16 protein-coding genes are annotated in these 14859 nt (G+C 62.8%); 9 read left to right on the forward strand and 7 right to left on the reverse strand.

What is annotated here, in order from left to right; genetic code table 11:
- Positions 1–17 precede the first annotated feature (17 nt).
- On the forward strand, positions 18–1154 hold the full coding sequence (gene alr, locus HU218_RS01845) for an alanine racemase (protein WP_174873247.1): 1137 nt from the start codon (positions 18–20) through the stop codon (positions 1152–1154).
- The gene (locus HU218_RS01850) at positions 1114–1977 is read left to right on the forward strand and encodes a LysR substrate-binding domain-containing protein (protein ID WP_174873248.1); all 864 of its coding nucleotides are present in this window, start codon (positions 1114–1116) and stop codon (positions 1975–1977) included. The genes alr and HU218_RS01850 overlap by 41 nt, the downstream gene beginning before the upstream one ends.
- 81 nt (positions 1978–2058) lie before the next feature.
- On the opposite strand, the gene HU218_RS01855 is transcribed toward HU218_RS01850, so the two are convergent.
- The 4 genes from HU218_RS01855 to HU218_RS01870 form a co-directional block, all read right to left on the reverse strand.
- Positions 2059–2430 (reverse strand): hypothetical protein, encoded by a 372-nt coding sequence (locus tag HU218_RS01855; protein WP_174873249.1) that lies wholly within the window; start codon positions 2428–2430, stop codon positions 2059–2061.
- A 375-nt stretch (positions 2431–2805) separates the two neighbouring features.
- Positions 2806–3180 carry a hypothetical protein gene (locus HU218_RS01860; RefSeq protein ID WP_174873250.1) on the reverse strand — a complete coding sequence of 125 codons (375 nt, stop codon included), beginning with the start codon at positions 3178–3180 and terminating at the stop codon, positions 2806–2808.
- 470 nt (positions 3181–3650) lie between these two features.
- Positions 3651–4433 carry a DODA-type extradiol aromatic ring-opening family dioxygenase gene (locus tag HU218_RS01865; RefSeq protein WP_174873251.1) on the reverse strand — a complete coding sequence of 261 codons (783 nt, stop codon included), beginning with the start codon at positions 4431–4433 and terminating at the stop codon, positions 3651–3653.
- Between the two features lie 78 nt (positions 4434–4511).
- Positions 4512–4922, reverse strand: a complete 411-nt coding sequence (locus HU218_RS01870; protein ID WP_174873252.1) for a DoxX family protein — start codon at positions 4920–4922, stop codon at positions 4512–4514.
- A 119-nt stretch (positions 4923–5041) separates the two neighbouring features.
- On the opposite strand from HU218_RS01870, the gene HU218_RS01875 reads away from it, so the two are divergent.
- From HU218_RS01875 to HU218_RS01895, 5 genes are all read left to right on the forward strand, one after another.
- Positions 5042–5959, forward strand: a complete 918-nt coding sequence (locus tag HU218_RS01875; RefSeq protein WP_174873253.1) for a LysR family transcriptional regulator — start codon at positions 5042–5044, stop codon at positions 5957–5959.
- A 122-nt stretch (positions 5960–6081) separates the two neighbouring features.
- On the forward strand, positions 6082–7851 hold the full coding sequence (locus HU218_RS01880; RefSeq protein ID WP_217450687.1) for an ABC transporter substrate-binding protein: 1770 nt from the start codon (positions 6082–6084) through the stop codon (positions 7849–7851).
- 25 nt (positions 7852–7876) lie between these two features.
- Positions 7877–8815, forward strand: a complete 939-nt coding sequence (locus HU218_RS01885) for an ABC transporter permease (protein ID WP_174873254.1) — start codon at positions 7877–7879, stop codon at positions 8813–8815.
- A 4-nt stretch (positions 8816–8819) separates the two neighbouring features.
- The gene (locus HU218_RS01890) at positions 8820–9908 is read left to right on the forward strand and encodes an ABC transporter permease (protein WP_174873255.1); all 1089 of its coding nucleotides are present in this window, start codon (positions 8820–8822) and stop codon (positions 9906–9908) included.
- Positions 9909–9914: 6 nt separating this feature from the next.
- On the forward strand, positions 9915–11666 hold the full coding sequence (locus tag HU218_RS01895) for an ABC transporter ATP-binding protein (RefSeq protein WP_246210697.1): 1752 nt from the start codon (positions 9915–9917) through the stop codon (positions 11664–11666).
- Here the strand turns inward: HU218_RS01895 and HU218_RS01900 are convergent.
- The gene (locus HU218_RS01900; RefSeq protein WP_174873256.1) at positions 11647–12513 is read right to left on the reverse strand and encodes a LysR family transcriptional regulator; all 867 of its coding nucleotides are present in this window, start codon (positions 12511–12513) and stop codon (positions 11647–11649) included. The genes HU218_RS01895 and HU218_RS01900 overlap by 20 nt on opposite strands.
- Before the next feature lie 89 nt (positions 12514–12602).
- On the opposite strand from HU218_RS01900, the gene HU218_RS01905 reads away from it, so the two are divergent.
- Positions 12603–13049: a multidrug/biocide efflux PACE transporter gene (locus HU218_RS01905; RefSeq protein WP_174873257.1), complete on the forward strand. Its 447-nt coding sequence runs from the start codon at positions 12603–12605 to the stop codon at positions 13047–13049.
- Here the strand turns inward: HU218_RS01905 and HU218_RS01910 are convergent, their stop codons facing one another.
- Positions 13050–13574, reverse strand: coding sequence for a hypothetical protein (locus HU218_RS01910; RefSeq protein ID WP_174873258.1), 525 nt, complete (start codon positions 13572–13574; stop codon positions 13050–13052).
- A 23-nt stretch (positions 13575–13597) separates the two neighbouring features.
- Complete coding sequence (locus HU218_RS01915; protein WP_174873259.1) at positions 13598–14506, reverse strand: LysR family transcriptional regulator; 909 nt, start codon at positions 14504–14506, stop codon at positions 13598–13600.
- A 97-nt stretch (positions 14507–14603) separates the two neighbouring features.
- Between HU218_RS01915 and HU218_RS01920 the strand changes: the two genes are divergently transcribed.
- Positions 14604–14846 (forward strand): DUF2798 domain-containing protein, encoded by a 243-nt coding sequence (locus HU218_RS01920; protein ID WP_174873260.1) that lies wholly within the window; start codon positions 14604–14606, stop codon positions 14844–14846.
- Positions 14847–14859: the final 13 nt, after the last annotated feature.

Genomic DNA, 14859 nt, shown 5'->3' on the forward strand with positions numbered 1-14859 from the left:
GGCATGAAAGCCCCGCCATGACCCGCACCGCCTACGCCGAAATCAATCTGCCCGCCCTGCGCCACAATTACGCCCAGGCCAAGCGCCAGCTGCCGCACACCAAAGTGTGGGCGGTGGTGAAATCCAATGGCTATGGTCACGGCCTGCTGCGGGTGGCACAGGCCTTGCCGCAAGCCGACGGTTTCGCGCTGATCAATCTGGACGATGCCCTGGCACTGCGCCATGCCGGCGTGCGCGCACCGATCCTGCTGCTGGAAGGCGCCATCGAACCGCGCGAGCTGGAAGAGGCGCATGCCTGGCAACTGGACGTGGTGGTGCGCTCCGAACACCAGCTGCAATGGCTGCGTAGTTGCGGCCAACCTTTGCGGGTGTGGGTCAAGGTGAATACCGGCATGACCCGCTTCGGCTTCGTGCCGGAACGCGCCATCTCCGTGGTGGCGGAACTGCGCGCGCTGGGCTGCGATGTCGCCGGGCTGATGACCCACTTCGCCTGCGCCGACGATCTGGCCATCAAGCTGGACACGCCGTGGCAGCGTTTCATGCAGGTGGTGGATGCCACCGGGCTGCCGTATACCGCCGCCAACAGTGCCGCCACCCTGCGCGCGCCGCTGACCCATGGCACCGCGGTGCGCCTCGGCGGCCTGCTGTACAACAACAATCCGTTCTACCCGGATACCAGTCTGTGGCTCGACGGCCTGCGACCGGTAATGCGCTTTGCCGCCCGCATCGTGCACACCAGCGAGCTGCAGCCGGGTGACAGCATCGGCTACGGCGCCGCTTTTACCGCCGAGAAACCGATGCGCATCGGCATCGTCGGCGCCGGCTACGGCGACGGCTACCCGCGCGCGGCACCCAGCGGTACGCCGGTACTGGTCTGCGGCCAACGGGTACCGCTGGTTGGCCGCGTGGCAATGAATGTGCTGGCCATCGACCTGACGACACTGCCGCAAGTCGGCATCGGCGACGAAGTCACGCTGTGGGGCGATGCGCGTCTCAGCTGCGACGAGATCGCCTGGCGCTGCGGCACCATCAGCGAAGAGTTGCAGTGCGCATTGACGAGCCGGCTGCCGATACGGCAGATTGTGGCGGACAACACTTTGTCCCCGCTGCCCGATGACCAAACTGCCGCCGCTCAATGCCCTGCGTATCTTTGAAGCAGTTGCCCGCCTGCAAAGCTTTACCAAGGCCGCCGAAACGCTGTACCTGACCCAGAGCGCGGCCAGCCACCAGGTGCGCAATCTGGAAGAGCACTTCGGCTTTCCCTTGCTGATCCGCAGCCAGCGCGGCATCGCGCTGACGCCGGAAGGCGCCACCTTGCAGCACTGCCTGCACGATGCGCTGCAGCAGATCAGCGATACCTGCGAGCAGCTCAGCCAGCGCCAGCACAGCATCCGCATCAAGTCGCCCCCCTCCATTGCCGTGCGCTGGCTGGTACCGCAGCTGCAGGACTTCAAGGCGCAGTTTCCCGATCTGGACATCAACGTCAGCACGGTATGGGAAGAAAAGCCGGCTTTCGACTGGGGCCTGTTCGATCTGGCCATCCAGTACGGCGAGGGCGACTGGCCCGGCGTCAACATCGAGCTGCTGCACCGCGAAGTCCTGACCCCGGTCGCCTCCCCCGCCCTGCTGAAGGGCAACAGCCAGCTGAGCATCGAACAACTGGCCGATTACACCCTGATCCACACCAGCCGCGACCGCCACGACTGGGAGCTGTGGCTGGGCACGGCATGGCCGAAGGGACAGAAGGAACTGCTGTTCGACGCCGACGTAATGGGCATCGAAGCCGCCCGCCACGGCCTGGGCGTCGCGCTGGTGGACCCGTTCATCGTGCAGGATGCCCTGCGTGACGGCAGTCTGATCACTCCCTGCCGCCGTACCGTGCCATCCGGCAAAGGCTACTACCTGGTGCTGCCACCGCATGATCGACACCTGCGGCGGGGACAGCCGCTGGTCAACTGGCTGCAACGGGCGGTGTAGGCATCAAGTCGCTAGCACCGGCCGGTGGTTCCAAATAAAAAGCCCGCAGTTGCGGGCTTCATGTTTTAAACCTGACAGTGATTAGGCAATGTAACGGGCATCACCGGTTTCACGCTGGGCGATGTAGCGGGCATCGCCGGATTCGCGCTGGGCGATGTAGCGGGCATCACCGGATTCGCGCTGGGCGATGTAGCGGGCATCACCGGATTCGCGCTGGGCGATGTAGCGGGCATCGCCGGATTCGCGCTGGGCGATGTAGCGGGCATCACCGGATTCGCGCTGGGCGATGTAGCGGGCATCACCGGATTCGCGCTGGGCGATGTAGCGGGCATCACCGGATTCGCGCTGGGCGATGTAGCGGGCATCACCGGATTCGCGCTGGGCAACAGTTTCAGCTTGGGCAGCACCAGCAAAGGCAGCAAAAATGGAGGCAATGAGAAGCAGTTTTTTCATGATCAAATCCTTTATCAATATGTGGCGTGACAGTTGCTCGCCGTCTTATTCAGTTTTTCCGCCTTGTTCATGTAGATGGTAGCCCGCTAGCTCACGAGCGGATCACCTTTATATGCTTGTTATGTCTTGCTATGTAGTAACTATAGTTACTATCTAAACTAGGATAAAGTGCAAATATTCGAAACAGTTGTTCCGAATATTCGAACAGGTCTTCAGTGAGGATGGCGAGTATAATTATGAAAATTGCATTGTGCAATGCACATGGCGATTGATTGTGACAGCAGCGTGTCAGAAAAATTCAAAAAGCCCGACTCGCGGGCTTTTTGAAGTTAGACGTCTTGGTGACCAGATTGCCAACCACCACGACAGAAGAAGTCAGGCGATGTACCAGCTATCACTGTTTTCACGCTTGGCGATGTACCAAGAATCACTGTTCTCACGTTTGGCGATGTAGAACGGGTCACTACTTTCGCGTTTGGCGATGTAGAACGGGTCGCTACTTTCGCGTTTGGCGATGTAGAACGGGTCGCTACTTTCGCGTTTGGCGATGTAGAACGGGTCGCTACTTTCACGTTTGGCGATGTAGAACGGGTCGCTACTTTCACGTTTGGCGATGTAGAACGGGTCGCTACTTTCACGTTTGGCGATGTAGAACGGGTCGCTACTTTCACGTTTGGCGATGTAGAACGGGTCACTACTTTCACGTTTGGCGATGTATAACGAATCGCTGCTCTCACGTTTGGTCAGCATTGTTGCCGAATCTTGCGAGTCATCCGTTGTCGGAACAACTGCGCCCAAGGCTGCACCAGCATATAAGGTAAAAAGAGAAGCGAGCAGTATCAGCTTTTTCATGATGCTTCCTTTCCAGGTCTAGCTGCACTTGTCAGACCCTCCCCCTTACCTCGTCGTTGACCACCGCAGAAATTTGGTTTTCTAAAACACACGCCCACTCTGCAGGCTACCGCGGCTATTTGCGAGTTGTTCTGATGGGGTAACTATAGGAAGGCCAAAGGTGCGGAACAGTACAATTATTCGAAGTCAGAATGCAGTTTTTTTCAACTACAGGTTAAAACTTATTAACCAACCAGTTGCACGCCAACAGTAACTTGAAAACTTGTCGCCACCAATCCGTCTGCCCTAACTACACTTGGTTGGACTGCCGCCAAATAGAAAAAGCTCCCCCACGGGAGCTTTTTACCCGTAAAACCGGGCACGACTACCTAAGAGTTTACAGCATCAAACACCCAGGCATCCATGGTGACTGACGCATACTCGATGCCACGATGCAGGCTGCGGCCAAGCTTGCCATTGGCAGCCCCCAGTGCGAAGAACAGCGGCAGCAGGTGCTCGTCGGTCGGGTGGTTCTGGCGGGCAAACGGCGCCTGCGCCTGCCAGTCCAGCAACGAGTCAACGTCGCCTTGTTGCACACGCTGCGCGATCCAGTCGGCAAAGGCTTGAGCCCATGGCTGCGGCGGCGTATCCGGTGCACCCAGCGCATACAGATTGTGGGTAACACTGCCGGAACCGATGATCAGAATATCCTGCTCGGCCAGCGCGGCCAGCGCCTGCCCCAATCGGTAGTGTGTTGCAGCGTCCTGGCGCGGCAGCGTAGACAGCGTTACTACCGGAATATCCGCCTCCGGATACATCATCAGCAGCGGTACCCAGGCACCGTGATCCATGCCATCGGCCGGATCCTGCTGGTGGGCGATACCGGCAGCGGACAGCGCATTACTGACCGTCTGCGCCAGCGCCGCATCGCCGTGCGCCGGATAGCTCAGACGATACAGCTCGCGGGGAAAGCCGCCAAAGTCATGCACCGTACGCCACTGGGCGGCACTGCCCACCAGTGGCTGCAGCGCCAGGTAGTGCGCGGACATGATGACGATACCGCGCGGACGCGGCAGCCCGGCCGCATGGGCCTGCCAGATATGGCGGGCCGGCGAGGCGTTGATCAGCACATCCGGGCCGCCGTGCGAGATAAACAGTGGGGCGATGGACATGGTAATGCTCCGGCAAAACAACGCGGCCAGTTGGCCGCGCCGCGATTCAACAAAATCGGTTCAAATTATCTGCAGTTTTCAGCGTTCCTTGCGGCCCAGTGGCTTCAGTGCCAGCGCACCATCACCCAGCAGCGCCTGCACCAGTGCGGCTATCGCCAGGAACACCGGGTATTCCCAGCCACCGCCCGGGTTGCTGAACACCCAGCCATTGCCGCCGTGGCCGAAAATGGCCGCGCCCAGCAACAGGGGTACCAGCAGCAACGACACCTGACGTGCGGCCACGCCGAGCAGGATCAGCGCGCCACCACCCAGTTCGGCCACGATGGTGACATAGCCCAGCCAGCCCGGCAGACCGATACTCTGGAAATAGCCGGCCGTTCCCGCCGGGGTGAATACCAGGACCTTCAGTAGGCCATGGGAGATAAACATGATGCCAAGAGCCAGACGCAGCAGCAGGGCGGCATAAGGCGCGGTGCGGGTATCGATCATGATGCTTTCCTTTCGGTTGGGGGTGCTGCGTGTCACAGCGATGAGTTCATTAAACACCTTGCCTTAAAGCAAATAAACCGCTATTGAAGCAATGAATTCATTACCAAAAAGAAACAATCATGGACAAACTGGTGGCATTGCGCGTGTTCCACACCATTCACGAGAGTGGCAGTTTTGTCGCCGCCGCCGGGCGGCTGGAAATGTCCACCGCCATGGTCAGCAAATACGTCAGCGCGCTGGAGCAGGAGCTGGGCACCCGCTTGATCCAGCGCACCACCCGCCGTCTGGCCTTCACCGAAGCCGGGCTGGATTACGCCCGCCGCACTGCGCTGGTACTGGCACAGCTGGAGGAAGCCGATGCTGCGGCCATGCAGCAGAGCATGGAGGCGCGCGGCACCCTGCGCATGGCGGCGCCGTTGTCATTCGGCATGCGCTATCTGGGGGACTGGCTGGCAGAACTGCGCTGCCGCCACCCGCTGCTGCAGGTGGAGCTGGAACTGTCCGACCGGCAGGTGGATCTGGTGGAGGATGGCTTTGATCTGGCGCTGCGTATCAGCACCCAGCCCCTGGGTGGCGGCTTGATCGCCCGCCCGCTAGGGCGCATCGACATGCTGCTGTGCGCCGCGCCCTCCTACCTGGCGGCCAACGGCACACCCGAAACACCGCAGGATCTGCTCAAGCACAGCTGCCTGCGTTACCAGCAGGGCAGCCAGGCACAGGCGTGGCGCTTCTGGCATGGTGAAGAGGAAATTGCGGTTGCGGTAGATGGCCCGTTGCAGAGCAATAACGGCGATGTGCTGGTCAGCGCGGCCGTGGCCGGCATGGGCATCCTGCACCAGCCACGCTTTCTGCTGGAGGATGCGCTGCGCCAGGGCCAGTTGCAGCCGCTATTGACCGACTATCGCACCCGCAGCGCCGATGTCTACGTGGTATATCCGGCACGGCGCTACCTGCCAATGAAGGTGCGCGTGCTGATCGAGTTGCTGCAGGATATGCTGGCCCGGCTCGGCCCGCCTGCCCCATCGGCCAGTGGCTGAGAAGCAGTGCTGGCGCGCCGCTTGCATTAAGCTGGTCCAGCTGTTATCACCGGCGCATGCTGGCGCCCAAAAGCCGCGATTATTAGCAGACTATAAATAAAGACAAAAGACGAGGAGCCATCATGAACAAACACGCCCTGCTCGCCATGTTGGCCGCATGCACCCTGCTGCCGGCAACTGCAGCCGATATGAACAAGGTACTGCACGTGGCAATGAATGCCCCGGAAACCGGCTTTGACCCGGCCAAGGTTTCGGACCTTTATTCCAGCGCAATTAATGAAAACATCTACGATCCGCTGGTCAGCTACGACTATCTGGCGCGGCCAGCCAAGCTGGTGGCCAACACCAGCACATTGCCCAGCGTCTCGGTTGACGGCAAGGTCTACACCTTCCACATCAAGCCCGGCATCTACTTTGCCGACGACGCCGCCTTCAAGGGCAAGAAACGCGAGCTGACCGCAGCCGATTACGCCTACAGCATCAAACGTCATCTCGATCCCACCGTGCGCTCGCCGTGGAGTTTTCTGGTCGATGGCCGCTTTGTCGGCGCCGACGAGCTGGTAAAAGCCGCCGGCAAGGGCGCGCTGAATTACGACACCCCGGTAGAGGGTATCAAGGTAGTCGACAAATACACCCTGCAGCTCACCCTGACCGAGACCAACTTCAACTTCCTGTCCATTCTGGCAATGCCGGCATTTGGCGCGGTGGCACGGGAGGTCATCGAAGCCAACCGCGACAATACCAATGCCCATCCGGTCGGCACCGGTCCCTACCTGCTGAAGGAATGGAAACCCGGCAGCAAGATCGTGCTGGAAGCCAACCCGGGCTATCGCAAAGTGGTGTTTGACAGCGTGCCCGGCAACGACCCTGTAGACAGGGCCGTCGTCAAGGCGCTGCAGGGCAAAACCCTGCCAAGAGTTGGCCGCGTGGAAGTAGCCATCATCGAGGAAGAACAGCCGCTGTGGCTGTCCTTCCTCAACCGCCAGCTGGACGTCAGCGGCATTCCGCAGGCGGCACTGCAGGACGCGCTGGTAATCAACCCGAAAAATCCGCTCGACGTGAAACTGGCCGACAAGTACGCGCGCCAGGGCATGCAACTGCAACGCCAGCAGATGCCGGAGGTCAACTTCCACTTCTTCAATATGCAGGACCCGGTGGTCGGCGGCGACAGCAAGGACAAGATCGCCCTGCGCCGCGCCATCGCCATGGCCTTCCCGGTAAATGAAACCATTGCCGCCATCCGCCGTGGCCAGGCCGTGCCGATGAACTACATTGTGCCGGCCGGGGTAGCCGGCCACAACCCGGCATTCCGTGGCGCGCCCAAGTACGACCCGGCCGCAGCCAACGCCCTGCTCGACCGTTTCGGTTACCGCATCGGTGAGGATGGTTACCGCATTCGCCCGGATGGCAAACCGCTGGCAGTCGAGCTGGCCAGCGGCACCACGGCCTTGAACAAGCAGTGGAACGAATACTGGCAGCAAGCCTTCGACAAGCTGAAAATCCATCTCAATTTCAAGCTGGGCAAATGGAACGAACTGGCCAAGGCCAACCAGCAGGGCAAACTGCAGATGTGGGGCATGGCGTGGGGAGCCGATTACCCGGATGGCGAGAATTTCATGCAGCTGCTGTACAGCAAGAACGCCGGCGATTCCAACGCCGCCGACTTCAAGAATGCCGACTATGACCGCCTGTTCGAAGCCTCGCTCAAGCTGCCGGACGGACCGGAGCGCAACAAGCTGTACGACGCGATGAACAAGATCGTGGTGGCGCAACAACCATGGATCTTCGGCGACATCCGTGTACGCAGCACGCTGGCGCAGCCGTATGTGAAAGGGCTTAAGCTGCACCCGCTGCTGAACACCAGCTGGCGTTATCTGGACCTGCAGAAGTAAGCGGCGGCAGGCTGGAGAACCCATCATGCTGGCATTCATCATCCGCCGCGTAGCGCAAATGGTACCGACGCTGTTCGGCGTGATGCTGCTGCTGTTCGTGCTGTTCAACTGGGTAGGCGGCGATCCGTCCTACATCCTCGCCGGCAAGAACCTCAGTCCCGAGGCACTGGCCAACATCCGCCACCAGCTGGGACTCGATCTGTCGCTACCGCAGCAGTTTGTCATTTTCGTCAAACAGGTGCTGACGCTGGATTTCGGTACCTCGTGGTCCACCCAGCAACCGGTCACCAGCATCCTGCACAGCCGCATCGGCCCGTCCCTGCTGCTGACCGGCAGCATCCTGCTGCTGGGTACCGTGCTGGCGGTGGTGATTGCCGCGCTGGTGGCCTATCTACGCGGCAGCCTGACCGACCGGCTGGTGACGCTGATTTCCACCTGCGCCATGTCGGTCAGCGGTCTGGTCTATATCATTGCCGGCCAGTACTGGCTGGCGCACAAGGCCGGGCTGTTTCCGATCATGGGCTGGAGCGACCGCATCGCCGAGAACCTGCTCTACTACCTGCCGCTACCCTTGTTGCTGGGGGTGGTGGTCGGGCTGGCGCCGGACATCCGTTTCTACCGCAGCTGCTTCGTCGAGGAGATGAACCACGACTACGTGCGCACTGCCCGCGCCAAAGGCCTGTCCGAGCCGGTGATCATGCTCAAGCATGTGCTGCGCAATGCCATGATTCCGGTGGTTACCTCGCTGATGATGTCGCTGCCCTACCTGATGATGGGGGCCATGCTGCTGGAAACGTTCTTTTCCATTCCGGGCATGGGCAAAGAAGTGGTCATGGCGGTGGACCGCAGCGATTTTCCGGTCATCAAGGCCATTACCATCTACATTGCGCTGGCCACTATGCTGTTTAACCTGTTGGCCGATATCGTCTACAAACTGATCGACCCACGGGTCGAGCTGTCCTGATGCCATGCCCTCATCCAACCCCTTGCCACTGACCGTGGCACCGCCGTCCCATAACAGCTTGGCACGCCAGGGCTGGCGCCGCTTGCGTCGCGACCGTATCGGCTTTGGCTCACTATGTATCGTCGCGCTGTATCTGTTGCTGGCAATGGCGGCCTGGAGCGGCCTGCTGGCCCGCCACTGGCAGGACGAAGTCGCCAAACCGTTTGCGCCGCCGACGCTGTTCGCCAATCTCGGGCCACAACATGTGGAGCTGAACGCCGCCGATATCGATGCGGCCAACCAGCGCCGCCGCGCGGCAGCCGGCAGCGACAGCAGCGCCGCCACCGGTCTGGACGCCAGCGAAGACCCACTGGCCGCCGACATGGCCGCCGCGCAGCAGCAGGCGGCGCAATACCACAGCGAAGAGGCCCCCAAGGCCGACACCCTGCCACTGGGGGCCGACCAGCGCGGCCGCGACATCCGGCAGAAAGTACTGCAAGGCACCGCCACCTCGCTGCTGGTGGGCCTGAGCGGCGCATTGCTGGCGCTGACTATCGGCACCGTGCTGGGGGCGCTGTCCGGCTATTTCGGCGGTCTGCTCGATGACCTGCTGATGTGGGGCTACAGCGTGTTCACCTCGGTACCGGACATGCTGCTGTTGCTGGCTTTTGCCGCCGTCAGCGGTCGCGGCATCGGTACCGTGGTGGTGGTGATGGCACTGACCAGCTGGACCGGCAGCTACCGGCTGATGCGCGCCGAGTTTCTCAAGCACAAGAGCCGCGAGTACGTACGCGCCGCCGATGCCATCGGCGCCAGTCACGGTCGCCGCATGTTCCACCACATCCTGCCCAACGTCAGCCACCTGCTGCTGGTGCAGTTTTCCATGCTCACCGTAGCGCTGATCAAGTACGAGGCGATCCTGTCCTTCCTCGGTTTTGGTGTCGGCATCACCCAGGTAAGCCTGGGTGCCATGCTGGCCGAGGCACCGGCCGAACTGCTACAGGGCTACTGGTGGCAGATGCTGACCGTCACCGTAGTGATGTCGGTGCTGGTGACCGCCTTCTCGCTGCTGACCGACAGCCTGCGCGACGCGCTTGACCCGAAAGTGAAATAAGCCAAGGTGAAAACAGATACCGGCCTTGAAAGCGACATCGTGACACCCCAGCCCCCCCCGCCGCTGCTCAGCGTGCGCAACCTGCGCGTCAGCTTCCACGACGAGCACGGCCATTGCGTGCCGGCGCTCAAGGGCATCAGCTTCGACATCCCGGCCGGGCGCACCGTGGCGCTGGTCGGCGAGTCCGGTTCCGGCAAGTCGGTCACCGCCATGGCGATTACCCGGCTGTTGCCGGCCCACGGCTGCCAGATCGATGCCGGCAGCGAAATCCTGTTTGCCGGCCGCAACCTGCTGACGGCCAGCCGCCGCGAACTGCGCCAGTTGCGCGGCGCCGATATCGCCATGGTGTTCCAGGACCCGATGACCTCGCTCAACCCGGTGTACACCGTGGGCGAACAGATCATCGAAACGCTGATGCTGCATACCAGGGTTGGCCGCAAGGCGGCGTACCAGCGCGCCGTGGCGCTACTGAAGGAAGTCGGCCTGCCGACGCCGGACCTGAAGATGAGCAGCTACCCGCACCAGCTGTCCGGCGGCCAGCAGCAGCGGGTAATGATCGCCATGGCCATCGCCTGCGAGCCGAAACTGCTGATCGCCGACGAACCGACCACCGCGCTGGATGTCACCATCCAGCAGCAGATCCTGCAGCTCTTGGCCAGCCTGCAGAAAAAGCACGGCATGGCGGTGCTGTTCATCAGCCATGATCTGGAACTGGTCGGCCAGTTCGCCGACGAGGTGGTGGTGATGCACCACGGCACCATCCGCGAACACGCGCCGGTGCGGCAGATCTTCGAAGCGCCGCAGGACGTGTATACCAAAGCGCTGCTGTGCTGCCGCCCGCACCTGTCACGCCGCCCGGCGCGGCTGCCGGTGATCAAGGATTTTCTCGGCGAGGCCAGCTACTGCGAGCCGCCGCAGCGCCAGCGCGGCTACCTGCCGGACGATGAGGTGATTCTGGAAGTGCAGAACCTGAGCGTCGAATACCACAGCCGCCACGGCTGGTTCGGCAAAAAGCACTGCTGCCAGGCAGTACAGGATGTGTCGTTCAAACTGATGCGCGGCCGCACGCTGGGCATCGTCGGCGAGTCCGGCTCCGGCAAGACCACGCTTGGGATGACGCTGATGCGGCTGCAGGCTGCCAGTGCCGGGCGGGTATTGTTTGCCGGCCACGACATGCTGGCGATGTCGCCGCGCCAGCTGGGCGACTACAAGCGCCGCATCCAGATCGTGTTCCAGAATCCGTATGCCTCGCTCAACCCGCGCTTCAGCGTGGCGCAGATTCTCACCGAGCCGATGCTGCTGCACGGCATCGGCCGCGACCGCGCCGAGCGGCTACAACTGGCCGGCAACTGGCTGGAACGCGTCGGTCTCAGCCACCAGGCGCTGGGCAAGTATCCGCACGAGTTTTCCGGCGGCCAGCGCCAGCGCATCGCCATCGCCCGCTGCCTGACCATGCACCCGGACATCCTGATCTGCGACGAGTCGGTGTCGGCGCTGGACGTATCGGTACAGGCGCAAGTGCTCAACCTGCTGCAGGAATTGCAGGATGAACTGGGGCTGTCCTATCTGTTCATCTCGCACGATCTGGCGGTGGTGAAGCATCTGTCGGATCAAGTACTGGTGATGCAGCACGGCCGCTGCGTGGAACAGGGCGATGCCGACACGCTGTATGCCAAGCCGCAGCACCCGTATACCCGCCAGCTGCTGGAGGCCATCCCGCAAAGTTGGCCGCACAACTTCAAGCCGCAGGTGGCGTAACGAACACCTGCAGCACCCAGGCGGCGGCCGGCCCCAGCGGCTGGCGCCGCGACCACACCGCGTCGATGCGCTGCTGCCGCGGCCAACCCGGCAATGCCAGCGGCTGCAAGCCGCTGCCGTAACGCGCCACCAGCCAGTGCGGCAGCTCTGCCCAGCCAAAACCCAGCAGTGCCATTTCCATCAGCAACAGATAGCTGGGCGCCGACCAGCACTGGCCGCCACTGTCCGGCTGCGGCAAGTCCTGGTAGGTGCGCAAGCGCAGCTCGCGCCAGTCGCGCAGCGCCGTTTCGTCCAGAGCGGCCACCTGTGTTAGCGGATGGCCGGTAGCCACATACAGCGAGGTCTCTGCCGGCCGCGCCAGCGCCTGGTGCGCCAGATCGGCGCTGTACGCCGGCTGCGCGGTGAGCATGCCCAGATGCGCGCGCCCGCTTTGCACCAGCGCCAGCACATCGTCCTGTTCGCCCACCAGACATTCCAGCTCCACCCGAGGAAAACGCTGCGCAAAGCTGCCCAGCACCGCCTCGAAATCGCCGGTATGAAAGGTATCGGACAGCACGATGGTCAGCCGCGGCTCCTGCCCTTCGGCCAGCAGTTGGGCCTGCTGTCGCAGGCTGTCCTGCGTGGTCAGCGTCTGTCGTGCATACGGCAACAAGCACTGACCGGCGGCGGTCAGTTGCGGCTGGCGCCCGCTGCGATCAAACAGCGCCACCCCCAGATCGATCTCCAGATTGGCGATGGTTTCGCTGATGGTGGACTGGCGCTTGCCCAGGCTGCGCGCGGCGGCGGAAAACGAGCCCTGCTCCGCCGCCAGCACGAAGGCGATCAAGGCTTCACTGGCGATCGACATATCGGTTACTCCGATAGAACCTAATTGTTATCTACGCAGAAAACCTATCACACTGACTGTCATTCCGATAGCAACAGGTTGGCCGCAACATGCAACACGACGACAAAACCCTGCGCGAACGCATCTTTCACGCCGTGCTGTACGAAGTTTGCGCCATGGCGCTACTGGTGCCGCTGGGTAGCTGGCTGGGCGATGCCGACCTGGCGCACATTGGCGCGCTGGGGCTGATGATGTCGACCATCGCCATGCTGTGGAACATGCTGTTCAATGCGCTGTTCGAGCGGCTGGAGCGCCGCTATCACTGGCAGCGCAACCCGACGGTGCGCAGTCTGCACGCCATCGGTTTCGAAGGCGGCATGCTGCTGCTGACCATCCCGCTGGTGGCGTGGTGGCTGGAGTGCAGCCTGTGGCAGGCGCTGCTGCTGGATGTCGGCGTGCTGCTGTTCTTCCTGCCCTACACCTATGTGTTCAACTGGAGCTACGACCACACCCGCGCCCGGCTGATGGCACGGCGGGTCGCCTGCCGCCAGGCGTGATTACGGCAGCAGCCGGATGCCGGCAAAACCCAGGTGGTGGGTCAGCTCGCGCACGATCAGCAGCTCGGCCGCAAAGTCGGCATCCACTGGCAGCCCTTCCATCGCCGCCGGCCGCCCCTGCACCACCTCGGCAAAGCGGCCGAAGGTGTACTCCAGCTGTTCGGTCGACAACCACAACTCGCCATCGCCGCTAACGCCGGCATGGGCCGCCAGCGTCCGCACACCGGCATCGGCGCAGTACAGCTGGCTGCCTGCGGCCAACGTTGGCCGCACCGGCGCCAGCGTGTCTTCCACCAGCATGATGGCGCGTTCGATCTCCATCCCGGTCGGCGGCGCATGGCGGAACAGCGCCGCCACCTGCCGGCAACCCAGCGGCAGCAGCGAGCTGCTGTCCGGCTCGATAGCGTGGCCGCTGGCAAAACCGCAGTGGCCGTCCGTCAGCTGCAGCACGGTAATAGCGCCCGCCGGCTGCAGCGCACGGGCGCGGCGGTACAACTGGTGCAGGGTGTGTGCAACATCGCTCATCGAGCTTCTCCCCAATGGCAGGTTCAGACCTCTTCGCCGGCAAACAGCGGATGGCCGGCAGTGAAATCGATCAGGTAATCCAGCAGCGCGCGCACCCGCGCCGGCAGGTGGCGCTGCTGCGGCCACACCGCGTAGATGTCGCGCGCATCGCCGCGCCACGCCGGCAGCGCCCGCAGCAGCCGGCCATCGTCCAGCGCGCGGTAGGCCTGGCTGAGCGGGCAATACAGGATACCCAACCCGGCACAGGCCATGTCCACCGCCAGCTGGATCTCGTTGACCCGCAGCCGGGTGCTGGCCGGCGGCGGCAGCTTGAGCCATTCGCCGCTGGCGCGGTGCTGCAGCCGCCACTCCATCAGCGGTTCGGCCAGCAGCAAGGCGTGGCGGGCCAGATCGTGCGGATGCTGCGGCCAACCGCGCTGCTGCAAATAGGCGGGCGCCGCCACCAGTACGGTGGGCGCGCGCCCCAGCAGGCGCTGGTTGAGCTGCGAGTCCGGCAGCGGCCCGACGCGGATCGCCAGATCGGCACCGCTGCCGATCAGGTCTTCGCGCTGGTTGCTCAGCTGCAACTCCAGGTTGATGTCCGGATAGCGGGTCATGAAGCCGGCCCAAGCCGGCTGCAACACGCCGGTGGCCAGCGTTACCGGCGCCAGCACCCGCACCGTACCGGCCACGTGGTTGATGCTGCTGTCCAGCGCCTCGGTGGCTTGGCGCAATGATTCCAGCAGCGGCCGGCAGCGTTCGTAGTATTGCCAGCCCTCGCTACTGGGCACCAGCCGGCGCGCACTGCGGTGCAGCAGGCGGCAGCCCAGCTGCTGCTCCAGCCGCTGCAGCCGCCGCGTCAGCGTGGCCGGCGGCATGCCGGCGCGACCGGCGGCCGCATTCAGGCTGCCGCTTTCCACGATGCTCACGAACAGCGCCAGATCGTCCAGCATGATTCCATTCCTGCAATTTGATATTGAAATATTAGCGCTATTTGCACAAAGCGCGGTTGTTTAAGCTGTGGCCATCGTTACTTGAGGAGCTACCACCATGCCCGCCCCCCTGCGTCTGCGCCTGCTGTTTGCGCTGTTGATGTCCTGCCTGATGTCGCTGTTGATGACCGCCTGGGTGACCTGGCTCAACCTCGGCGCCGGCCCGGCCTACTTCGCCCACTGGGGCCGCGCCTTTGTGGCGGCCTGGCCGGCGGCCTTCACCGCGGTGCTGCTGCTGGCGCCGGCGGTGCAAAGGCTGAGTCTGAAACTGGTGGGCGGCCTGCCCGCCGCCCGCGTATAAACCCGAAGGAGAA

Source organism: Vogesella oryzae (genome assembly GCF_902829295.1).
GTDB classification, from domain to species: domain Bacteria; phylum Pseudomonadota; class Gammaproteobacteria; order Burkholderiales; family Chromobacteriaceae; genus Vogesella; species Vogesella oryzae.

Excerpts from the sequence above, each read along its gene's own strand:
- alr (WP_174873247.1), top strand. The coding sequence starts at position 18 with ATGACCCGCACCGCCTACGCCGAAATCAATCTGCCCGCCCTGCGCCAC.
- HU218_RS01850 (WP_174873248.1), top strand. The coding sequence starts at position 1,114 with ATGACCAAACTGCCGCCGCTCAATGCCCTGCGTATCTTTGAAGCAGTT.
- HU218_RS01855 (WP_174873249.1), bottom strand. The coding sequence starts at position 2,430 with ATGAAAAAACTGCTTCTCATTGCCTCCATTTTTGCTGCCTTTGCTGGT.
- HU218_RS01860 (WP_174873250.1), bottom strand. The coding sequence starts at position 3,180 with ATGCTGACCAAACGTGAGAGCAGCGATTCGTTATACATCGCCAAACGT.
- HU218_RS01865 (WP_174873251.1), bottom strand. The coding sequence starts at position 4,433 with ATGTCCATCGCCCCACTGTTTATCTCGCACGGCGGCCCGGATGTGCTG.
- HU218_RS01870 (WP_174873252.1), bottom strand. The coding sequence starts at position 4,922 with ATGATCGATACCCGCACCGCGCCTTATGCCGCCCTGCTGCTGCGTCTG.
- HU218_RS01875 (WP_174873253.1), top strand. The coding sequence starts at position 5,042 with ATGGACAAACTGGTGGCATTGCGCGTGTTCCACACCATTCACGAGAGT.
- HU218_RS01880 (WP_217450687.1), top strand. The coding sequence starts at position 6,082 with ATGAACAAACACGCCCTGCTCGCCATGTTGGCCGCATGCACCCTGCTG.
- HU218_RS01885 (WP_174873254.1), top strand. The coding sequence starts at position 7,877 with ATGCTGGCATTCATCATCCGCCGCGTAGCGCAAATGGTACCGACGCTG.
- HU218_RS01890 (WP_174873255.1), top strand. The coding sequence starts at position 8,820 with ATGCCCTCATCCAACCCCTTGCCACTGACCGTGGCACCGCCGTCCCAT.
- HU218_RS01900 (WP_174873256.1), bottom strand. The coding sequence starts at position 12,513 with ATGTCGATCGCCAGTGAAGCCTTGATCGCCTTCGTGCTGGCGGCGGAG.
- HU218_RS01905 (WP_174873257.1), top strand. The coding sequence starts at position 12,603 with ATGCAACACGACGACAAAACCCTGCGCGAACGCATCTTTCACGCCGTG.
- HU218_RS01910 (WP_174873258.1), bottom strand. The coding sequence starts at position 13,574 with ATGAGCGATGTTGCACACACCCTGCACCAGTTGTACCGCCGCGCCCGT.
- HU218_RS01915 (WP_174873259.1), bottom strand. The coding sequence starts at position 14,506 with ATGCTGGACGATCTGGCGCTGTTCGTGAGCATCGTGGAAAGCGGCAGC.
- HU218_RS01920 (WP_174873260.1), top strand. The coding sequence starts at position 14,604 with ATGCCCGCCCCCCTGCGTCTGCGCCTGCTGTTTGCGCTGTTGATGTCC.